Origin of the sequence: Microbispora sp. H10949 (assembly GCF_014161435.1) — a bacterium.
Classification (GTDB): Bacteria; Actinomycetota; Actinomycetes; order Streptosporangiales; family Streptosporangiaceae; genus Microbispora; species Microbispora triticiradicis.
Map to the genome: position 1 here is coordinate 1 of NZ_JABBWZ010000023.1, position 14,509 is coordinate 14,509.

Below are 14,509 nucleotides of genomic sequence, written 5' to 3' on the forward strand. Positions count from 1 at the left end.
ACGCTTCATCCTCTTTCCGCGCCACCGCGGCGTCCTCCAGGTCCAACGCTTCGGATGCCTGGATCACCGTACTCGTCACAGGTGTCTCCTTGATCAGGAGTTACACCGTTGTTCTTACAGTCCCGAAGGCCACTGAAGATCTTGTCTCGATGACCGCCGGTGCTTGTGGTCGGCCCGTGGTTCACGCAGGTGAGTTTGGAACCAGTGTCCAGACGTTGCCGGTCCGGGTGAGTCCGAGGTTGATCAGGGTTCGCAGGTTGAGGGCGGCGGCGCGGGTGTGGAGCCAGGCGTTGTTCTTGATGGTGCCGATGTACCGTAATCGCCGGTTGCCTCGTGCGACGATCCAGGCGATGGCGCGTTCGACGGGTGGCCGCCAGCGCCGGTAGTCGTTCTGCCAGATCGGATCGGTGGCGGCTTGCCGGCGGGCGGCGGCAAGCTCGTCGTGGTGCGGGCGGATGGCGAGGATGCGCCCGGCTTTGGCTTTGGTGCAGCGCGGGCGTAGTGGGCAGCCGGCGCACTGGCTGGTGAAGAAGGCCTTGCGCTGCTGGTTGCGGCCCGACGGTGCCGACAACGGGACTTGGTGCCCGGCCGGGCAGGTCACGGTGCTGCCTGCGGTGTCGATGGCGAAGTCGTCCAGGTCGAATCCGCCGGGCACGGCCGGGCGCAGGGGTGCGGGTTTGATCACGGCACGATGCCCGGCGTCGGTGAGCGCGTGGCGGCAGGCCCCGGTGGAGTAGGCGGCATCGCCGAAGACCTCCACCGGGCTGGTCTCCTCGGCGAGCAGGTCGGCGGCGAGGGCGGCCTCGTGATGAGCGGCACCGGATCCGGGCCGTAATGCCACGGCGGTGAACAGGCCGGTTTCGGGTTCGACCGCCACGTGGGCCTTGAATCCGTCCTGGCGGTGGGTGCGGGTCTTGTGCACGTGCCGGGATTCGGGATCGACGGTGGAGATCACCCGGTCGGGGACGGTGCGCTGGGCGATGCGCCAGCGCCCGTCCCGGCCGTCGGAGTCTTCGGCCGGTTCCACGTCCTGGCCGGTGACCAGGGCCAGCAGTCCCACGGCGGTGGCCGCCTGCTCGTCCAGGGGCTGGGCGGGCAGGCCGGCCAGCAGCCGGATGGCGTCGGTGACCAGGGCGTCCACCAGCACGGCCCGGGCCTGCTCGTCATCCCAGGCGATGCGCGGCTTGCCCGGATCGGCGTAGTCATGAGCGGTGCAACCCTCGGCGGCGACTTGGGCGGCGCCGGGCACGTGACGGATCACCCGCCGGATTGCGGCGATCAATTGGGTGACGGTGTCCTGGGTTGCGACCGCGTCGTCGAGCACCGCCGAGTCCAGCGCCCGCCGCTGCCTGCCCGCCAGGACCCCGGTCGCCGCGACCACCTCACCCACGGCCTCAAACAGGCGGTTCGGCCTGCGGGAGCGCGCCAGCCGCCGCCGGAAGTAGGTCAGCAGCGACGGATCGAAGGCGGTGTCATACAGTCCCAGCCCGCAGGCCGCTTTCCAGCGCAGGTCACACCGCAACGCCTGCACGGTGTCGGTGTCCGACAGGCCATGCAGCGTCTGCAGCACCACCGCAGCCGCCAGGACCTGCGGCGGCATGCTCGGCCGCCCGTTGCGTGAGGGATACATGTCCGCGAACATCCCTGCGGGAAACAGGGCTTGGCGATGCTCGGCCAAGAACGCGAACACGCTGCCTGCCGGGATCAGCTCCCTGCAGGTCTGCCACACATCCGGCCCGACCAGTTCCCCAGCCCACTCACCCTGCACAGCACCCACTGTGGCCTCATCCCAGAAAGAACGAGGCCAGAACGCAAGATCTTCAGTGGCCTTCTAGGCCGCACGCCCGGACGGCGAGCGAGCGACGGGCCGCACTGCGGCGGCGCGCCGCGCCGCCGCCTTGACGTCGCCAAGGATCGCCGGAACGGCACGCGCTGGTCGGTGGCGCTCGCGCTCGGTCTTCGGCAATGTGAGGCGCTTGGCCTGCGGTGGAAGTACGTGGACCTGAAGCGGGGGCAGCTCCGGATCTTCTGGCAGATCAAGCACCAGCGCTACCGGCACGGCTGCGCAGATCCGCACACCTGTGGGGCCGCCCTCCACCGGTGGAGTCTGCCCAGCTCATTGAGGGTGGGGCGCCAGGGACTCGAACCCTGAACCGACGGATTAAAAGCGCCCTTGATCGGTACCGTCTGCTGTCGCCGCGTGCCGACTTCTATCATTCCGTCCGCTATTGGCCCCGGGATTCTGCCGCTCAGTCACCCTGTGTGCCGCGCCGTGTCCCGTACACACGAGCAACCACCGAGCAACCATGCGCCCTTTAGGTCGCGTCGAAAGCGAAGTGCAGGCGCTCGGAGCGGCGTTGCGCCCGGGATGACCCACTACGGGTCGGCCCGCTTGGCGAGTACTGCCCGTGCCTCGTCGTCGACGGGATCCTCCGGCTTCTTCACGGGAGCCGGCTGGCCCGATATGGCCGCGCGTCCCCCGCGTGCTCGGGGTGTCGGCGGGTAGGGCGTAGACAGCGATGGATCGGAGGAAGGCAGAGCGTCGATGATGCGGCATCTGCCCGGGGCACAGGGTCATGTCGGGCTGCCCGGCCAGAGGTTGGTGCAGGCGGCCTTCGACAGCGCGGGGGCGGGTATCTATCTGACTGATCATGCTGGGCGTATCACCATGGCGAATCGGCAGGCCGGGGCGTTGCTGGGCCGTTCCGTGGCGGAGATGGTGGGCGCCAATGCCCACGATCTGCTGCACAGGGGCCCTGACGACGGGCTGACTCCTCGCTCCCCCTGTCGGCTGATGGGAGTGCTGGAGCACGGTCGTCCGGCGCGTGGCGATGAGTCGATCTTCCTGCGGGGTGACGGCAGCCTGCTGCCGGTCTCCTTGTCGGCCGCTCCGATAGTGCAGGAGGGCGGGCAGGTGCTCGGGCTGATCGTCGTCTTCACCGACATCACCGAGCGGCTGAACCTCTCTCGTCAGCAGGCCGACCAACTGGCCATGTTGGAGGACTTCAACGCCCGCCTGACGCTGGTCACTGAGATCACCTCTGTGCTGACCCAGACGCTGGAAGTGGACGAGGCCTTGCGACGGCTGGGCAGGCTGATCGTCCCGCGGCTGGCCGACTGGGCGGTGGTGGATCTGCGTATCGATCACGATGAGGTGGAGCGGGTGGTGGTGATCCCTCCTGCGGATGAGGCGAGGAGGTCCCCGCTGCCCGAGCCCTCGAGTCCCCTGCTGGCGCGGGTGCTGGATCGGGGTGAGACCGTCTTGTTGGGCCCGGATGAGATGGTCGGTGAGGCGGGCTCCTGCATGGCCGCCGCGCAGCGTGAGCTGTTCGCTGCCTGGCGGGCGGTGTCGGCGATCATCACGCCGCTACGCACCCAGCGGCAGGTGCTGGGGGCTCTCACCGTGGCACGCACCGACCCGGCCCGCCCCTTCGACGCCACCGATGTGACGCTGGTCACCGACATCGGACGTCGCGCGGGATTGGCGGTGGGCAACGCGCGCCTGTTCGGCCAGCAACGCGAGGTGGCCGAAACGATGCAACATCACCTGTTGGCTCCCCTGCCGAAGGTGGGTCACCTTCAGTTGGCCGCGCGCTACTTGCCGGCCCCGGTGGGGTCTCAGGTCGGGGGTGACTGGTACGACGCCTTCCTGCTGCCCGACGGCGTCACCGCACTGGTCATCGGTGACGTGGTGGGCCACGACATCACGGCCGCCGCCGAGATGGCCCAGCTGCGCAGCATGGTGCGCACGCTGGCGTGGGACCGCTGCGTTTCGCCCAGCCTGGTCGTCAACCGGGTGGACCAGGCGATGTCCGCCGTCACAGACGTGCCCATGGCCACGATGATCTTCGCGCGTGTGGAGGGCCCCGAAGGGGGTCCCTGGCAGTTGCGCTGGAGCAACGCCGGGCATCCGCCGCCTCTACTGGTCACCCCTGACGGGCGTGCCCGCTACCTGGAACAAAGGCAGGATCTGCTGCTCGGGCTCCGCCTGGGTATCGAATCAACCAGGCGCGACGCCGTCGAGCCGATGCCGGCCGGGAGCACCCTCGTGCTCTACACCGACGGCCTCGTCGAAAGCCCCGGCAGCGACCTGGCCACCGGACTGGCCCGGCTGCTGCGTCAGGCCGCGGCCGCGGCTCACCGCCCGCTGGAGGACTTCTGCGACGGGATCGTCCGACGCATACCCCTCGGAACCACCGACGACGTCGCCCTTCTCGCGCTACGCCTTCCCGCGTGCGGCGCTGACACCTGATCGTGTAGGGGGCCGTGTCATGCGGCAGTGGATCCGCTCGGGCTCAGGCCGCCGCCGTGAACGACGCCGGCAGCCCGGCCGCCGGTCGCCGCGGGCTCGGCCCCGGCAGGGCCATCCGCAGGACGCGTTTCCATACCGAGCCCGCCTGGCGGGTCAGCGAGCCGGACATGTACGGCAGGCCGAACCGCTCGCACAGGGCGCGGACCCGCGGCGCGATCTCCGCGTACCGGTTGCTGGGCAGGTCGGGAAACAGGTGGTGCTCGATCTGGTGGCTGAGGTTGCCGCTCATGATGTGGAAGAGGCGTCCGCCGTCGATGTTGCACGAGCCGAGAAGCTGCCGTACGTACCACTCGCCGCGGGTCTCGTTCTCGAGCCGGTCCTCGGTGAAGACCTCCGCGCCCTCCGGAAAGTGGCCGCAGAAGATGATGGTGTGCCCCCACACGTTGCGCGCGATGTTCGCGGTCAGATTGCCGAGCAGGACCGGGAGGAAGGCCGGACCGGCGAGCAGCGGGAACGCGACGTAGTCCTTGACAACCTGGCGCCGAATCTTGCCCGCGACGGCACGGAGCTGGGTCAGGGCCTCTTTGAGGTCCTTTTTCCCTGACGGGATGCGCTCGAGTTCCAGGTCGTATATCGCGATGCCGTACTCGAAGAAGAGCGCCAGCAGCGCGTTGTAGAACGGCTGGGCGAGGTAGATCGGGTGCCATCGCTGCTCCGGGCTGATCCGCACCACCGAATAGCCGATGTCGCGATCCTTGCCGAGCACGTTCGTCCAGGTGTGGTGGACGAAGTTGTGCGAGTGTTTCCACTGGTCGGCGGGGGAGGCGGTGTCCCACTCCCACGTGGTCGAATGGATCTTCGGGTCCCGCATCCAGTCCCACTGCCCGTGCAGCACGTTGTGACCGATCTCCATGTTCTCCAGGATCTTCGCGACAGCCAGTGCCGCTGTGCCGGCGGCCCAGGCGGGGGGCAGCCAGGAGGCGAACAGCAGGGCCCTGCCGCCCAGCTCCAGCTTGCGCTGGACGGCGATGAGACCCCGGATGTAAGCCGCGTCCCGCTCGCCGAGGCTCGCGAGCACCTCGTCGCGGATCTTGTCCAGCTCGCGGCCGAACTCTTCGGCGTCGACTGGGGCCAGATGGGATGTGGCAGGCATGCGTGTTCCTCTCAGAGCTCGATCTCGACTGGGCCGGCCGCCACCGACACGCAGGGCTGGATCATCTCCCCCGCGTCTCCGTGCACCTGGCCGGTCCGTACGTCACGTACCTGACCGGAGCGAAGGCGCGCGACGCATCCGTAGCAGATGCCCATGCGACAGCCGCTCGGCATGAGCACCCCCGCGTTCTCGCCGACGGCCAGCAACGGCGTCTCGCCGTCGGCCTCGGCTTCTCGGCCGCTCCTGGTGAAGCGGACGTGTCCCCCCGAACCCGCTGCCGCTGCCGGCACCAGACTGAAGCGCTCGACATGGAGGCCGTCCGCGGGCCCGGTCCAGTACGCCGTGATGTCGTCGAGCATCGCCGGTGGCCCGCACGCCCAGATGGACCGCTCGGTCCAGTCCGGGCAGAGCCGGGCCAGCTCCGCGGGCCGCAGTCGCCCCTCAGAGCGTGTGTGCCGTTCGTGCAGGCGCAGCCGCGGCCATCGCGCGGCCAGGCTCCGGAGTCGCCCGCCGAAGATGACGTCGGCGGATGTCGGCGCCGAATGGACCAGCACGACGTCCGGGCCGTCCGCATTGTCTAGACGCAGGCCGTCCAGCATCGCCATCACCGGTGTGATGCCGCTCCCGGCGGTGACGAACAGCAGGCGCGGCGGTGGTGGCTCGGGAAGGACGAACGCTCCCTCGGGCCGGCTCAGCCTGAGCACCGCCCCGGGCGCTGTGCTCCGCACCAGGTAGTTGGAGACGAGCCCGCCGCGCACGGCCTTTACCGTGATGGTGACGCAATCGCCGGACCTGCCCGGGGCCGACGACAGTGAGAAGGTGCGCCAGTGTCGCCGTCCGTCGATGTCGACGCCGATCCGGACCCATTGGCCGGGACAGTGTGCGATCCAGCTCCGGCCCGGGCGGATGATCAGGGTCGCCGCGTCGGCGGTTTCCGCGTGCACCGCCTCGACTCGGCCGCACAGTTCCCCCGCGCCCCAGAGCGGATTGATCAACTCGAAATAGTCCTCGGGACCCAGCGGCGACGTCAGCCACTGCGCGGCTGTCGCCAGCCGGCGTAGGAGTGCCACAGGGGATGCGGACGCACGCGTAAGGATCACAGAGCCTTCCCGAGGCAGTCGAGGAGCCAGGCCTTGAACGGGCTATCCACGCATACATGTACCCGGCGCCCGCGTCCGGCAGCCGTGGGCCGTGGCCACGAAGGGCTCAGGAAGCGGTGCAGGACCGGTAAGGCCGGCCGGGCCCGTCGGAGGCCCGTCGGCAGCACGGCTACAGGAAGAGGTTCGCGAAGCCCGCCCGAAGCGGCGACGCGGATGCTACGCGGAGGGCTTTGCGGGGATACCCATGTGGACCCGGTCCCCTCACGATGAGGAGCAGCGTATGGCCATGGACGCTCCCGCCGGGTTGCTCTACTTGCTGAGCGTTGGCAAGGAAAAGGAACTGATTCTCCGCGTGCACGGCACGATGCCCGCAGTCGAGAGACTCGTCAGCTGGATGGAGCAGGGCACTGTGGTGTCCCTACAGATTTCCCACGAGGGCGAGCAGGATGCGTTCACCTACGTGGTCAACTTCAGGCACGTGGTGGCAGCCCGCTTCGCTCCCTACGCGACGACACGAATCAGCAGCTTCTGAGCCGTCGCGTAGAGCCTTGTGCGGTGCTCGGCCCCCGTCTCCGGGTCACTGGCTCGTTCGCGGCCGCGCCTGTTGTGTGGCGGGCTTGCCGCCTGCGTCGCGGATCGAGGGCCTTCGGCTACGCCAGCATCGGGATGGTGCGGTCCAGGCCGTTCACGTGCAGTAACCGAGACATGTACGGACGGGGTGTGCTCAGGGAGAGGGTGATCCCCATCGTCTTGGCGCGGCGCTGGATGCCGACCAGGACGCCCAGCCCGCAGGCGTCGCATGCCGCCACACCCGACAGGTCGAGAATGAGCAGGCTCCTGCTGTAGCGCAGGACGTTCAGCAGATCCTCGCGCAGGTCGGGACTGGTGAAGATGTCGATCTCACCGGACAGCCGGATGGTCGTCGGAACCGACGGGTCGGCTCTGCCAAGTGGCGCGGGGTCACGGATGGCGATGGAATGCTCCGGTCGGCAACGAGACGGGTCCTCTGGCGGCAGGCTTGGCAGGTGGGCGTCCGATCGGCGGTTTCGGCATCCGCGGAGCAGGTCCGCCGGCAGCGTAGTGATGTGCACTCCCTCGTTCTCCCCGTCCGCATCCCGTGTACCGATGGCGTGGTGGGCTGCGGTGGTGAGGAGGTCGACCGGGAGCGGGCCGAACGTGCCCTTACTGGCGAGGATGAGCGCCGCCCCGGCGGGACCGTCCGCGGTGTATGGCGGGACGACCAGCAGGATGACAGGCTCAGCCTCCGCGAATGTCAGGGTGACGAGGCGAGGATCGGCACTGTGGAACCAGCCCACTTTGACCTGGCGTCCGCCGGCCTGGACACGGTGGGGGATGTGGTCCCACGTGTCGACGTGCACGCCGACGCGCAGCGTCGTCAGGCCCAGTCGCTGGTCGACGGCGGCGATGAGACCCGGTAGCTCCACCGTGGCGTCACGGGAATGCGGCCACCACGCCCCGTCCACGGTGCCCCTCAGGCCAAGGACGGGAGCCAACCGTAGCCGAACGTCGGAGCCGATGACGGGTGCTGTGCCGGCAGGGGGGCTGGACGGTGTGATGGAAGGAGAGAGCAGCGTCGGTGTCATGATCGCCTGGCCTGTCTTGGTCCTCGAAAGGACCGCGTCCTGATATTTCGCCGTGGGCGACGCCGACCTGAGTGCCAACGCACGAGAAGTCCTCGGTGTTTAGATATTACCTCCTGGTTTTCTGAAATGGCGCCATTTTGAAAAGTAAAATGCCCGTGACTTTCAGAGCCGTGCAGGCGCGGGTGCACGGGTCGGGAACCATCCGGAATTCCATGAAAGAGATCTTACGGGCTCAGGTCACTCGCCGGAGCGACCTCACTGACGGGTGCCTCCAGGTTCATCGCTGGGTGCGACGTCGCGCCCCTCACCCGTATCGGGCCGGCTCCCGATCTCTACCCTGCCGCCGCTGTCCCGTCCGGACGGTGCCCGCCGAACGAGCTGGCGGAGACTGTCCCGCCGCGCTGGCCGGCACCCCGCCTGCCCTGACCGATTTCGGGCGCGGATGCCCGGCGGCAGTCACTTTTCCTCATTAGATTACGCTGCCGAAAATTCGCGGGTTCGCACAACCTGGAAGCGTGAGAGATCCGGTGGTGGCCTAGGGGGCGGCGATGGGCAATTGGAGGATGAAACAGGCGCCGCCGAGCGGGGAGGGTTCGACCCAGACGGTTCCGTGGTGGGCCTTTGCTATATCGCGGGTGATGGCCAGGCCGAGGCCGGTGCCGGGACCGCCCCGCTGGGAAATGGTTTTGAGCTGGTACATCCGGTCGAAGATGCGTTCCCTGTCCTTCTCCGGCACGCCGGGGCCATCGTCGGACACCGCCAGTAGCGCACTGCCGTCGCTGCGGCCGACGTGGACCTGCACCTGCTGGGCGGCGTGGTGCTGTGCGTTGTCCAGCAGATTGGTGATGATCTGGCAGATCCGCGTGCGCATGGCTGTGACCAGGACACCGGGAGCGCAGATGACTTCGATCGAGATGGGGTCGTTCCGGTCTGCGACCTCCTGCCTGACCAGTTCACACAGGTCGACCCGTTCCCAGTCGGCTTGGGCCGCGCGGGAACGGGCGATCAGAAGAAGTGCTGTAGCCAGCGCATCCAGTCGATCCACTCCATGTAGTACCGCCTCCAGCACGCGGGGGTAGTCCGCTTCGCCGGGACGGGCAGTCGCTTCTTCCACCGTGACGCGTATCCCGGCCAACGGGGAGCGGATCTCGTGGGCGATGTTGGAGGCGAACTGCCGCTCACGGTCCAGCATGTCCAAACTCGCGTTGATGTTGTCGACCAGCTGCGTTACTTCCTGCGGGTCATGTCGCTGAGCAATTTGGGCGTGTTCATCGCTGATGTTGATGTCGGCGAGGTCACCGGAGATAGCCCGCACGCGTCGCAGCAGCCGGCGGACCAGCACCCGGCCCGCGACCGCGGCGGCCAGCATCAGGACGAGGTTCCACCACCGCTTGTGAGAACTGGTGCCTCTCGCTGGACCGGCGCGCTCCAGCCGCTCACTCAGGAATGATCTGCCCATCAGATGCCCCTCACGAACCATCCCGCTGTGTAGGCTCCCTACCCTCCGATCAGCCGCTTACCTCGATCAATTGCCGGCAAGTGGGCCGATACGCGGGGACCTCGTCGCGTACGTCGTGCTCGGCGCACGACCTGACCGCCGCCCGCACCGCAGATCGGATCGTCGCGCGGTGGCTCCGCTGCTGGCTGGAGCTGCAGCACGGACTGCGGCCCAGCACCCGCAAATCCTACGCCGATCACGTGCGGCTGCACCTCATCCCACATCTGGGCCGGGTCGAACTCACCGAACTGACGGGCCGCGACATCGCACGGATGTTCACCGTCCTGGCGAGGCACCGTAACCGGTACGGAGCACCGATCGCGTCCTCCACCGGATCCGAGCGACGCTACGCGCCGCGTTGCACGCTGCGGTCCGTGAGGGGCTGATCGAATCCAATCCGGCACGCATGATCCGGCTGCCCGCCCCCGGACGGCCGTATCCGCAGGTGTGGACCGACCGGTGGGTCGCTGCCTGGCGGAGTGAGGGGCAGCGTCGTGCGGTGGCGGTGTGGACCGCCGACCGACTCGCCCACTTTCTCGCCTTTGCGCGAGGGGACCGGCTGTATCCGCTGTGGCAGCTGATCGCGCTGCGTGGGCTGCGCCGCGGTGAGGCGATCGGGCTGCGCTGGGTAGATCTCGATCTGGACCGGCGGGAGCTCACCGTGAGCCGGCAGTTGGTCCACGTCGACGGGCAATTGATCGAGTGCCCCCGAAAAGTGCAGCCAGCCGTCGGGTCATCGCGCTGGACAGCGAGACGGTCCGACTGCTGCGCCGCTACGAGCAGGCCCAGAGGCGACACCTGGGCGATGCGTGGCTCGAGTCAGGGCCGATCTTCGCCCGGCCCGACGGATCTCCGCTGCGGCCGGACTATCTCAGCGTCCGATTCCGCGAATGGGTGCACGCCAGCGGGCTGCCACCGATCCGGTTACACGACCTGCGCCACGGCACCGCAAGTCTTGCCCTGGCCACAGGGGCGGATCTGCGGGTGGTGCAGGGCACGCTCGGGCACGGCAGCATCGTCGTGACCTCCGACATCTACACCTCCGTGTTGCCGGAGGTGTATCACCGGTCCGCGCAGGCCATCGCGAGGCTGGTCATGGCCAGGGCTCGCGCGACCGCCCGGGAGGCCCGGAAGATCGCGGCCTGGCCGCATGACGCAGGTATGCCCCATACGTGTCTCACGATCAGTAGGAGGCTTCACGGTTCGAGGTAAAATCCCAGGTCGCAGCGGTGGGGCGCCAGGGACTCGAACCCTGAACCGACGGATTAAAAGTCCGCAGCTCTGCCATTGAGCTAGCACCCCTTGGTCATGTCCTCCGGCCTCCCGCGCCGCGGTGTGATCCGGCAGGACACTCCCCAAGATGCAGGGTACAGACAGTACCGCGTACATGGCGACGTCATTGTCCCTGATCGCCCCATCAGGGATCGCGGCCGGGTCAGCGGAAGGCGTCGAGGCCGGTGAGCGCCTTGCCCAGCGTCAGCAGATGCACCTCCTGGGTGCCCTCGTACGTCAGCACGGACTCCAGGTTCGTCATGTGCCGGATGACCGGATACTCCAACGTGATGCCGTTGGCTCCGAGCACCGTACGCGCTTCCCGGGCGATGTCGAGGGCGGCCCTGACGTTGGCCAGCTTGCCGAAGCTCACCTGGTGCGGCTTCAACGAACCCGCGTCCTTGAGGCGGCCCAGGTGGAGGGCGGTGAGTCCGGCCTGGCCGAGCGCGACGGCCATCCAGGCGAGTTTCTCCTGGGTGAGCTGGAAGCCGCCGATCGGCTTGCCGAACTGGACACGGGTGGTCGCGTAGTCCACGGCCGCCTCCAGGCAGGCCCGGCCCGCGCCGACGACGCCCCACAGGATGCCGTACCTCGCCTCGGTGAGGCACGAGAGCGGGCCCTTCAGGCCCGTCACGTCCGGCAGGACCGCGGACGCGGGCAGCCGTACGTCGTCGAAATACAGCGAGGACGTGACCGAGGCGCGCAGCGAGAGCTTGCGGTGGATCTCGGCGGTGGAGAACCCGGGTGCCGAGGTGGGCACGACGAAGCCGCGGATGCCCTGGTCGGTGCGGGCCCAGACCACCGCCACGTCGGCGACCGAGCCGTTCGTGATCCACATCTTGGCGCCGTTCAGAATCCAGTCGCCGGACGGGTCCTGCCTGGCTGTGGTCCGCATGCCGGCCGGGTCGGAGCCGTGGTCGGGCTCGGTGAGGCCGAAGCAGCCGATGGCCTCCCCGGACGCCAGCCGGGGCAGCCACTCCTCCTTCTGCTCCTCCGAGCCGTACTTCCAGATGGGGAACATGGCCAGCGACCCCTGCACGGACACGAACGACCGCAGGCCGGAGTCGCCCGCCTCCAGCTCCCGGCAGGCCACGCCGTACGAGACCGCGTCGAGCCCGGCGCAGCCGTACCCCTCCAGGTGCATCCCGAGCAGGCCGAGGGAGCCCAGGGCCGGAGCGAGCTCGCGGGCGGGGAAGACGCCCCGCTCGAACCACTCGCCGACGTACGGGAGGACCTTGTCGGAGACCACGTCCCTGACAGCGTCCCTGATCAGGCGATGCTCGGGGTCGAGCTGGTCGTCGAGGTCCAGGAGGTCGTCCATGACGGTCAGGCTATAGGGGCCGCTTCGGGGTAGGGCCAGGGGGAATCCCGATGTGCGCTCGCACCCCCAAAAGGCATTGTGGAGGCATGAACGAGATGAACACCAACGGTTCGGTCAAGCAGCTCCACCGCACTCGAAACGGCAGGATCGTCGCCGGCGTGTGCTCGGGCGTGTCGGAGTACACCGGCATCGACGCCAACATCCTGCGCCTCGCCCTCGCCGTGGCGAGCTTCTTCGGCGGCCTCGGCTTCGGCGTCTACGCCGTCGCGTGGCTCCTGCTCCCCGAGGAGGGCAAGCCCACCTCCATCGTCCAGGACCTGATCAACAAGAACAAGGACGGCCACGTCTGGCACGACGCCAAGGCCAAGTGGGACACCGTCCAGCAGGGCTGGCAGCAGAAGCAGTCCCAGCCCACCTACACCGGCACCGGGAGCTACGAGCAGCACCCGTACGGCCGGCCGTCCACCGACGGTCCGCAGAACCAGGGCGGCCAGGGCACGCCGCAGGCCTGATCCTCAGGCGGCGGCCCGGACCTTGGCGATGATCTCCGTACGCGACTCGGTCCAGAGCACGGCGAGCACCGCCGCGGCGCACAGCCCGGCGATCCCCGCCAGCGTCACGACCGGCTCTGGACCGAGCCGCTGGGCCGCGGCGCCCCCGATGAGGATGCCGGTGCCCTGGGCGGCCATCAGCGCTGACTGCACCAGCCCGAACGCGGCGGCCCGCCCGGACGGCGGCACGCACTGCACGAAGGCCGCATTGGCCGCGAGCTGGTACGCCCCGCCGACGCCGGACAGCACCCACAGGGCCAGCACGCCCTCCAGCGGCGGCCGTACGACGCACACCACGAGCGGCGCGCAGGTCAGCATGGCCAGCCAGCCCATTCCCCGCAGCCGGCCCGCCGGCGTGACGAACCGCCCGAAGACGAATGCCCCGAGCACGGTCCCCGTCGGCATCGCCGCCATCAGCAGGCCCGTGATCACCGCCACCGGCAGCCGCCCGTCGGCCAGGGTCGCGGCGTACGGCGCGGCGATCCCCTCCGGCAGCACGTAGAACCCGCACAGCAGGGCGAACAGCACGAGCGTGCGCAACCGCCGCTCACCGAAGACCAGCCGGGCGCCGGTGCACGTCATCCGCCACACGGACGGCCGTTCACCGTCCTCCCGCTCGGGCGCCGGACGGCGGCGCACCCCCGCGAAGATCACCAGCGCCGACCCGAGGAACGTCGCGCAGTCCAGCGCCAGCGCGCGGTACGGCCCCAGCACGGCGATCGCGGCGCCCCCGGCGGCGAACCCGAGCATCTGCACGGCCTGGTTCGTCATGTTCTGCAGCGCCGACCCCACGACGTACCGGTCGCCCTCCAGCACCTCGGGCAGCAGCGCCGCGCGGGCGGCGGAGAACGGCGCGCCGAGCAGGACGACGCAGAAGACCAGCGCGCACAGCACGGGGAACGGCGTCGCCGGAACGGCCATCGCGGCCATCGTCAGGGCACGCAGCAGATCGCACCAGAGCATCACCCGCCTGCGCGGATACCGGTCGGCGAGCCCGGCCAGCAGAGGACCGCCCAGGATGGGCGGCAGATAGGTCAGCGCGTAGACCGACGCTGTCGCCAGAGGCGAAGCCGTACGGCTGTAGACGAGCACGGCGAGCGCCACCTGGGCGAGCTGGTCACCCAGCAGCGACATGCCCTGGCCGAGCCACAGGGACCGGAACTCGGGGATCGCGGCGACCTCGCGGTAGGTGACGCGGGTCGCGGGAGGACGGCGGTGCCGGCCGGACAGCCTGCCGGGTTCGGTGGCCGCCATCTCACTCCGCGGGAATCGCCCCGCCGGCGACGGCCGCCGGTGCTCGCCGCGGTCGAAGAATCTGACAGTGCGTGGTCGCCATGTCACTTACAGTGCCCGGCGGGCACGCCTTTTGCAAGCGATAGGTCATCCCCAGGCCAGGAGCCTGGGGTCACCACCCGAGTTCGTGCAACCGGTCGTCGTCGATGCCGAAGTGGTGGGCGATCTCGTGGACGACGGTGACCCGGACCTCCTCGACCACGTCCTCCTCGGTCTCGCAGATCTCCAGGGTCGGGTTGCGGTAGATCTCGATCCGGTCCGGGAGCACCCCCGAGTACCAGTCGCCCCGCTCGGTCAGCGGAATGCCGGTGTAGAGCCCGAGGAGCCCCGGCTCGGGCGGGTCGTCGACCACCACGACCACGACGTTGTCCATCACCTTCGCCAGGTCCGCGGGGATGGTGTCCAGCGCCTCGGCCACGAGTTCCTCGAACCTTCTCAGCGGGACGTCGATCACCGTCCCATCGT

General features: G+C 68.9%; 13 protein-coding genes and 1 tRNA gene. 5 read left to right on the forward strand and 9 right to left on the reverse strand.

Features of this window, described 5'->3' with window-relative positions; all coding sequences use genetic code 11:
* Positions 1-181 precede the first annotated feature (181 nt).
* Positions 182-1,768, reverse strand: a complete 1,587-nt coding sequence (locus HHX40_RS34980) for an IS1182 family transposase (protein WP_182883991.1) — start codon at positions 1,766-1,768, stop codon at positions 182-184.
* A gap of 777 nt (positions 1,769-2,545) precedes the next feature.
* Between HHX40_RS34980 and HHX40_RS34985 the strand changes: the two genes are divergently transcribed.
* Positions 2,546-4,252 carry a SpoIIE family protein phosphatase gene (locus HHX40_RS34985; RefSeq protein WP_182883971.1) on the forward strand — a complete coding sequence of 569 codons (1,707 nt, stop codon included), beginning with the start codon at positions 2,546-2,548 and terminating at the stop codon, positions 4,250-4,252.
* A 43-nt stretch (positions 4,253-4,295) separates the two neighbouring features.
* On the opposite strand, the gene HHX40_RS34990 is transcribed toward HHX40_RS34985, so the two are convergent.
* The gene (locus tag HHX40_RS34990) at positions 4,296-5,405 is read right to left on the reverse strand and encodes a fatty acid desaturase family protein (RefSeq protein WP_182883972.1); all 1,110 of its coding nucleotides are present in this window, start codon (positions 5,403-5,405) and stop codon (positions 4,296-4,298) included.
* A gap of 11 nt (positions 5,406-5,416) precedes the next feature.
* Positions 5,417-6,475: a ferredoxin reductase gene (locus tag HHX40_RS34995; protein WP_182883973.1), complete on the reverse strand. Its 1,059-nt coding sequence runs from the start codon at positions 6,473-6,475 to the stop codon at positions 5,417-5,419.
* Between the two features lie 310 nt (positions 6,476-6,785).
* Between HHX40_RS34995 and HHX40_RS35000 the strand changes: the two genes are divergently transcribed.
* Positions 6,786-7,037, forward strand: coding sequence for a hypothetical protein (locus tag HHX40_RS35000; RefSeq protein WP_182883974.1), 252 nt, complete (start codon positions 6,786-6,788; stop codon positions 7,035-7,037).
* 118 nt (positions 7,038-7,155) lie between these two features.
* Here the strand turns inward: HHX40_RS35000 and HHX40_RS35005 are convergent, their stop codons facing one another.
* The gene (locus HHX40_RS35005; protein ID WP_182883975.1) at positions 7,156-8,109 is read right to left on the reverse strand and encodes an STAS domain-containing protein; all 954 of its coding nucleotides are present in this window, start codon (positions 8,107-8,109) and stop codon (positions 7,156-7,158) included.
* Positions 8,110-8,644: 535 nt separating this feature from the next.
* On the reverse strand, positions 8,645-9,478 hold the full coding sequence (locus HHX40_RS35010; protein ID WP_182887366.1) for a sensor histidine kinase: 834 nt from the start codon (positions 9,476-9,478) through the stop codon (positions 8,645-8,647).
* Positions 9,479-9,648: 170 nt separating this feature from the next.
* Here HHX40_RS35010 and HHX40_RS35015 point away from each other — a divergent pair, with 170 nt between their 5' ends.
* Positions 9,649-9,993: a hypothetical protein gene (locus HHX40_RS35015; RefSeq protein ID WP_182883977.1), complete on the forward strand. Its 345-nt coding sequence runs from the start codon at positions 9,649-9,651 to the stop codon at positions 9,991-9,993.
* A gap of 316 nt (positions 9,994-10,309) precedes the next feature.
* Complete coding sequence (locus tag HHX40_RS35020) at positions 10,310-10,819, forward strand: tyrosine-type recombinase/integrase (protein WP_220499962.1); 510 nt, start codon at positions 10,310-10,312, stop codon at positions 10,817-10,819.
* Between the two features lie 18 nt (positions 10,820-10,837).
* On the opposite strand, the gene HHX40_RS35025 is transcribed toward HHX40_RS35020, so the two are convergent.
* Both HHX40_RS35025 and HHX40_RS35030 read right to left on the reverse strand, forming a co-directional pair.
* Positions 10,838-10,909 (reverse strand) — tRNA-Lys (locus HHX40_RS35025).
* 133 nt (positions 10,910-11,042) lie between these two features.
* Positions 11,043-12,200 (reverse strand): acyl-CoA dehydrogenase family protein, encoded by a 1,158-nt coding sequence (locus HHX40_RS35030; protein ID WP_182883978.1) that lies wholly within the window; start codon positions 12,198-12,200, stop codon positions 11,043-11,045.
* Between the two features lie 86 nt (positions 12,201-12,286).
* Here HHX40_RS35030 and HHX40_RS35035 point away from each other — a divergent pair, with 86 nt between their 5' ends.
* The gene (locus tag HHX40_RS35035; RefSeq protein ID WP_111699114.1) at positions 12,287-12,712 is read left to right on the forward strand and encodes a PspC domain-containing protein; all 426 of its coding nucleotides are present in this window, start codon (positions 12,287-12,289) and stop codon (positions 12,710-12,712) included.
* A 3-nt stretch (positions 12,713-12,715) separates the two neighbouring features.
* Here HHX40_RS35035 and HHX40_RS35040 read toward each other — a convergent pair whose 3' ends face one another.
* Both HHX40_RS35040 and HHX40_RS35045 read right to left on the reverse strand, forming a co-directional pair.
* Positions 12,716-14,005 (reverse strand): MFS transporter, encoded by a 1,290-nt coding sequence (locus HHX40_RS35040; RefSeq protein WP_182883979.1) that lies wholly within the window; start codon positions 14,003-14,005, stop codon positions 12,716-12,718.
* A 151-nt stretch (positions 14,006-14,156) separates the two neighbouring features.
* On the reverse strand, positions 14,157-14,498 hold the full coding sequence (locus HHX40_RS35045) for a metallopeptidase family protein (RefSeq protein ID WP_182883980.1): 342 nt from the start codon (positions 14,496-14,498) through the stop codon (positions 14,157-14,159).
* Positions 14,499-14,509 lie beyond the last annotated feature (11 nt).

Bases quoted from the DNA above. Each gene is read 5' to 3' on its own strand.
- HHX40_RS35005 (WP_182883975.1), bottom strand. From the start codon at position 8,109: ATGACACCGACGCTGCTCTCTCCTTCCATCACACCGTCCAGCCCCCCT.
- HHX40_RS35040 (WP_182883979.1), bottom strand. From the start codon at position 14,005: ATGGCGGCCACCGAACCCGGCAGGCTGTCCGGCCGGCACCGCCGTCCT.
- HHX40_RS34990 (WP_182883972.1), bottom strand. From the start codon at position 5,405: ATGCCTGCCACATCCCATCTGGCCCCAGTCGACGCCGAAGAGTTCGGC.
- HHX40_RS35035 (WP_111699114.1), top strand. From the start codon at position 12,287: ATGAACGAGATGAACACCAACGGTTCGGTCAAGCAGCTCCACCGCACT.
- HHX40_RS34985 (WP_182883971.1), top strand. From the start codon at position 2,546: ATGATGCGGCATCTGCCCGGGGCACAGGGTCATGTCGGGCTGCCCGGC.
- HHX40_RS35030 (WP_182883978.1), bottom strand. From the start codon at position 12,200: ATGGACGACCTCCTGGACCTCGACGACCAGCTCGACCCCGAGCATCGC.
- HHX40_RS35010 (WP_182887366.1), bottom strand. From the start codon at position 9,478: ATGCTGGCCGCCGCGGTCGCGGGCCGGGTGCTGGTCCGCCGGCTGCTG.
- HHX40_RS35000 (WP_182883974.1), top strand. From the start codon at position 6,786: ATGGCCATGGACGCTCCCGCCGGGTTGCTCTACTTGCTGAGCGTTGGC.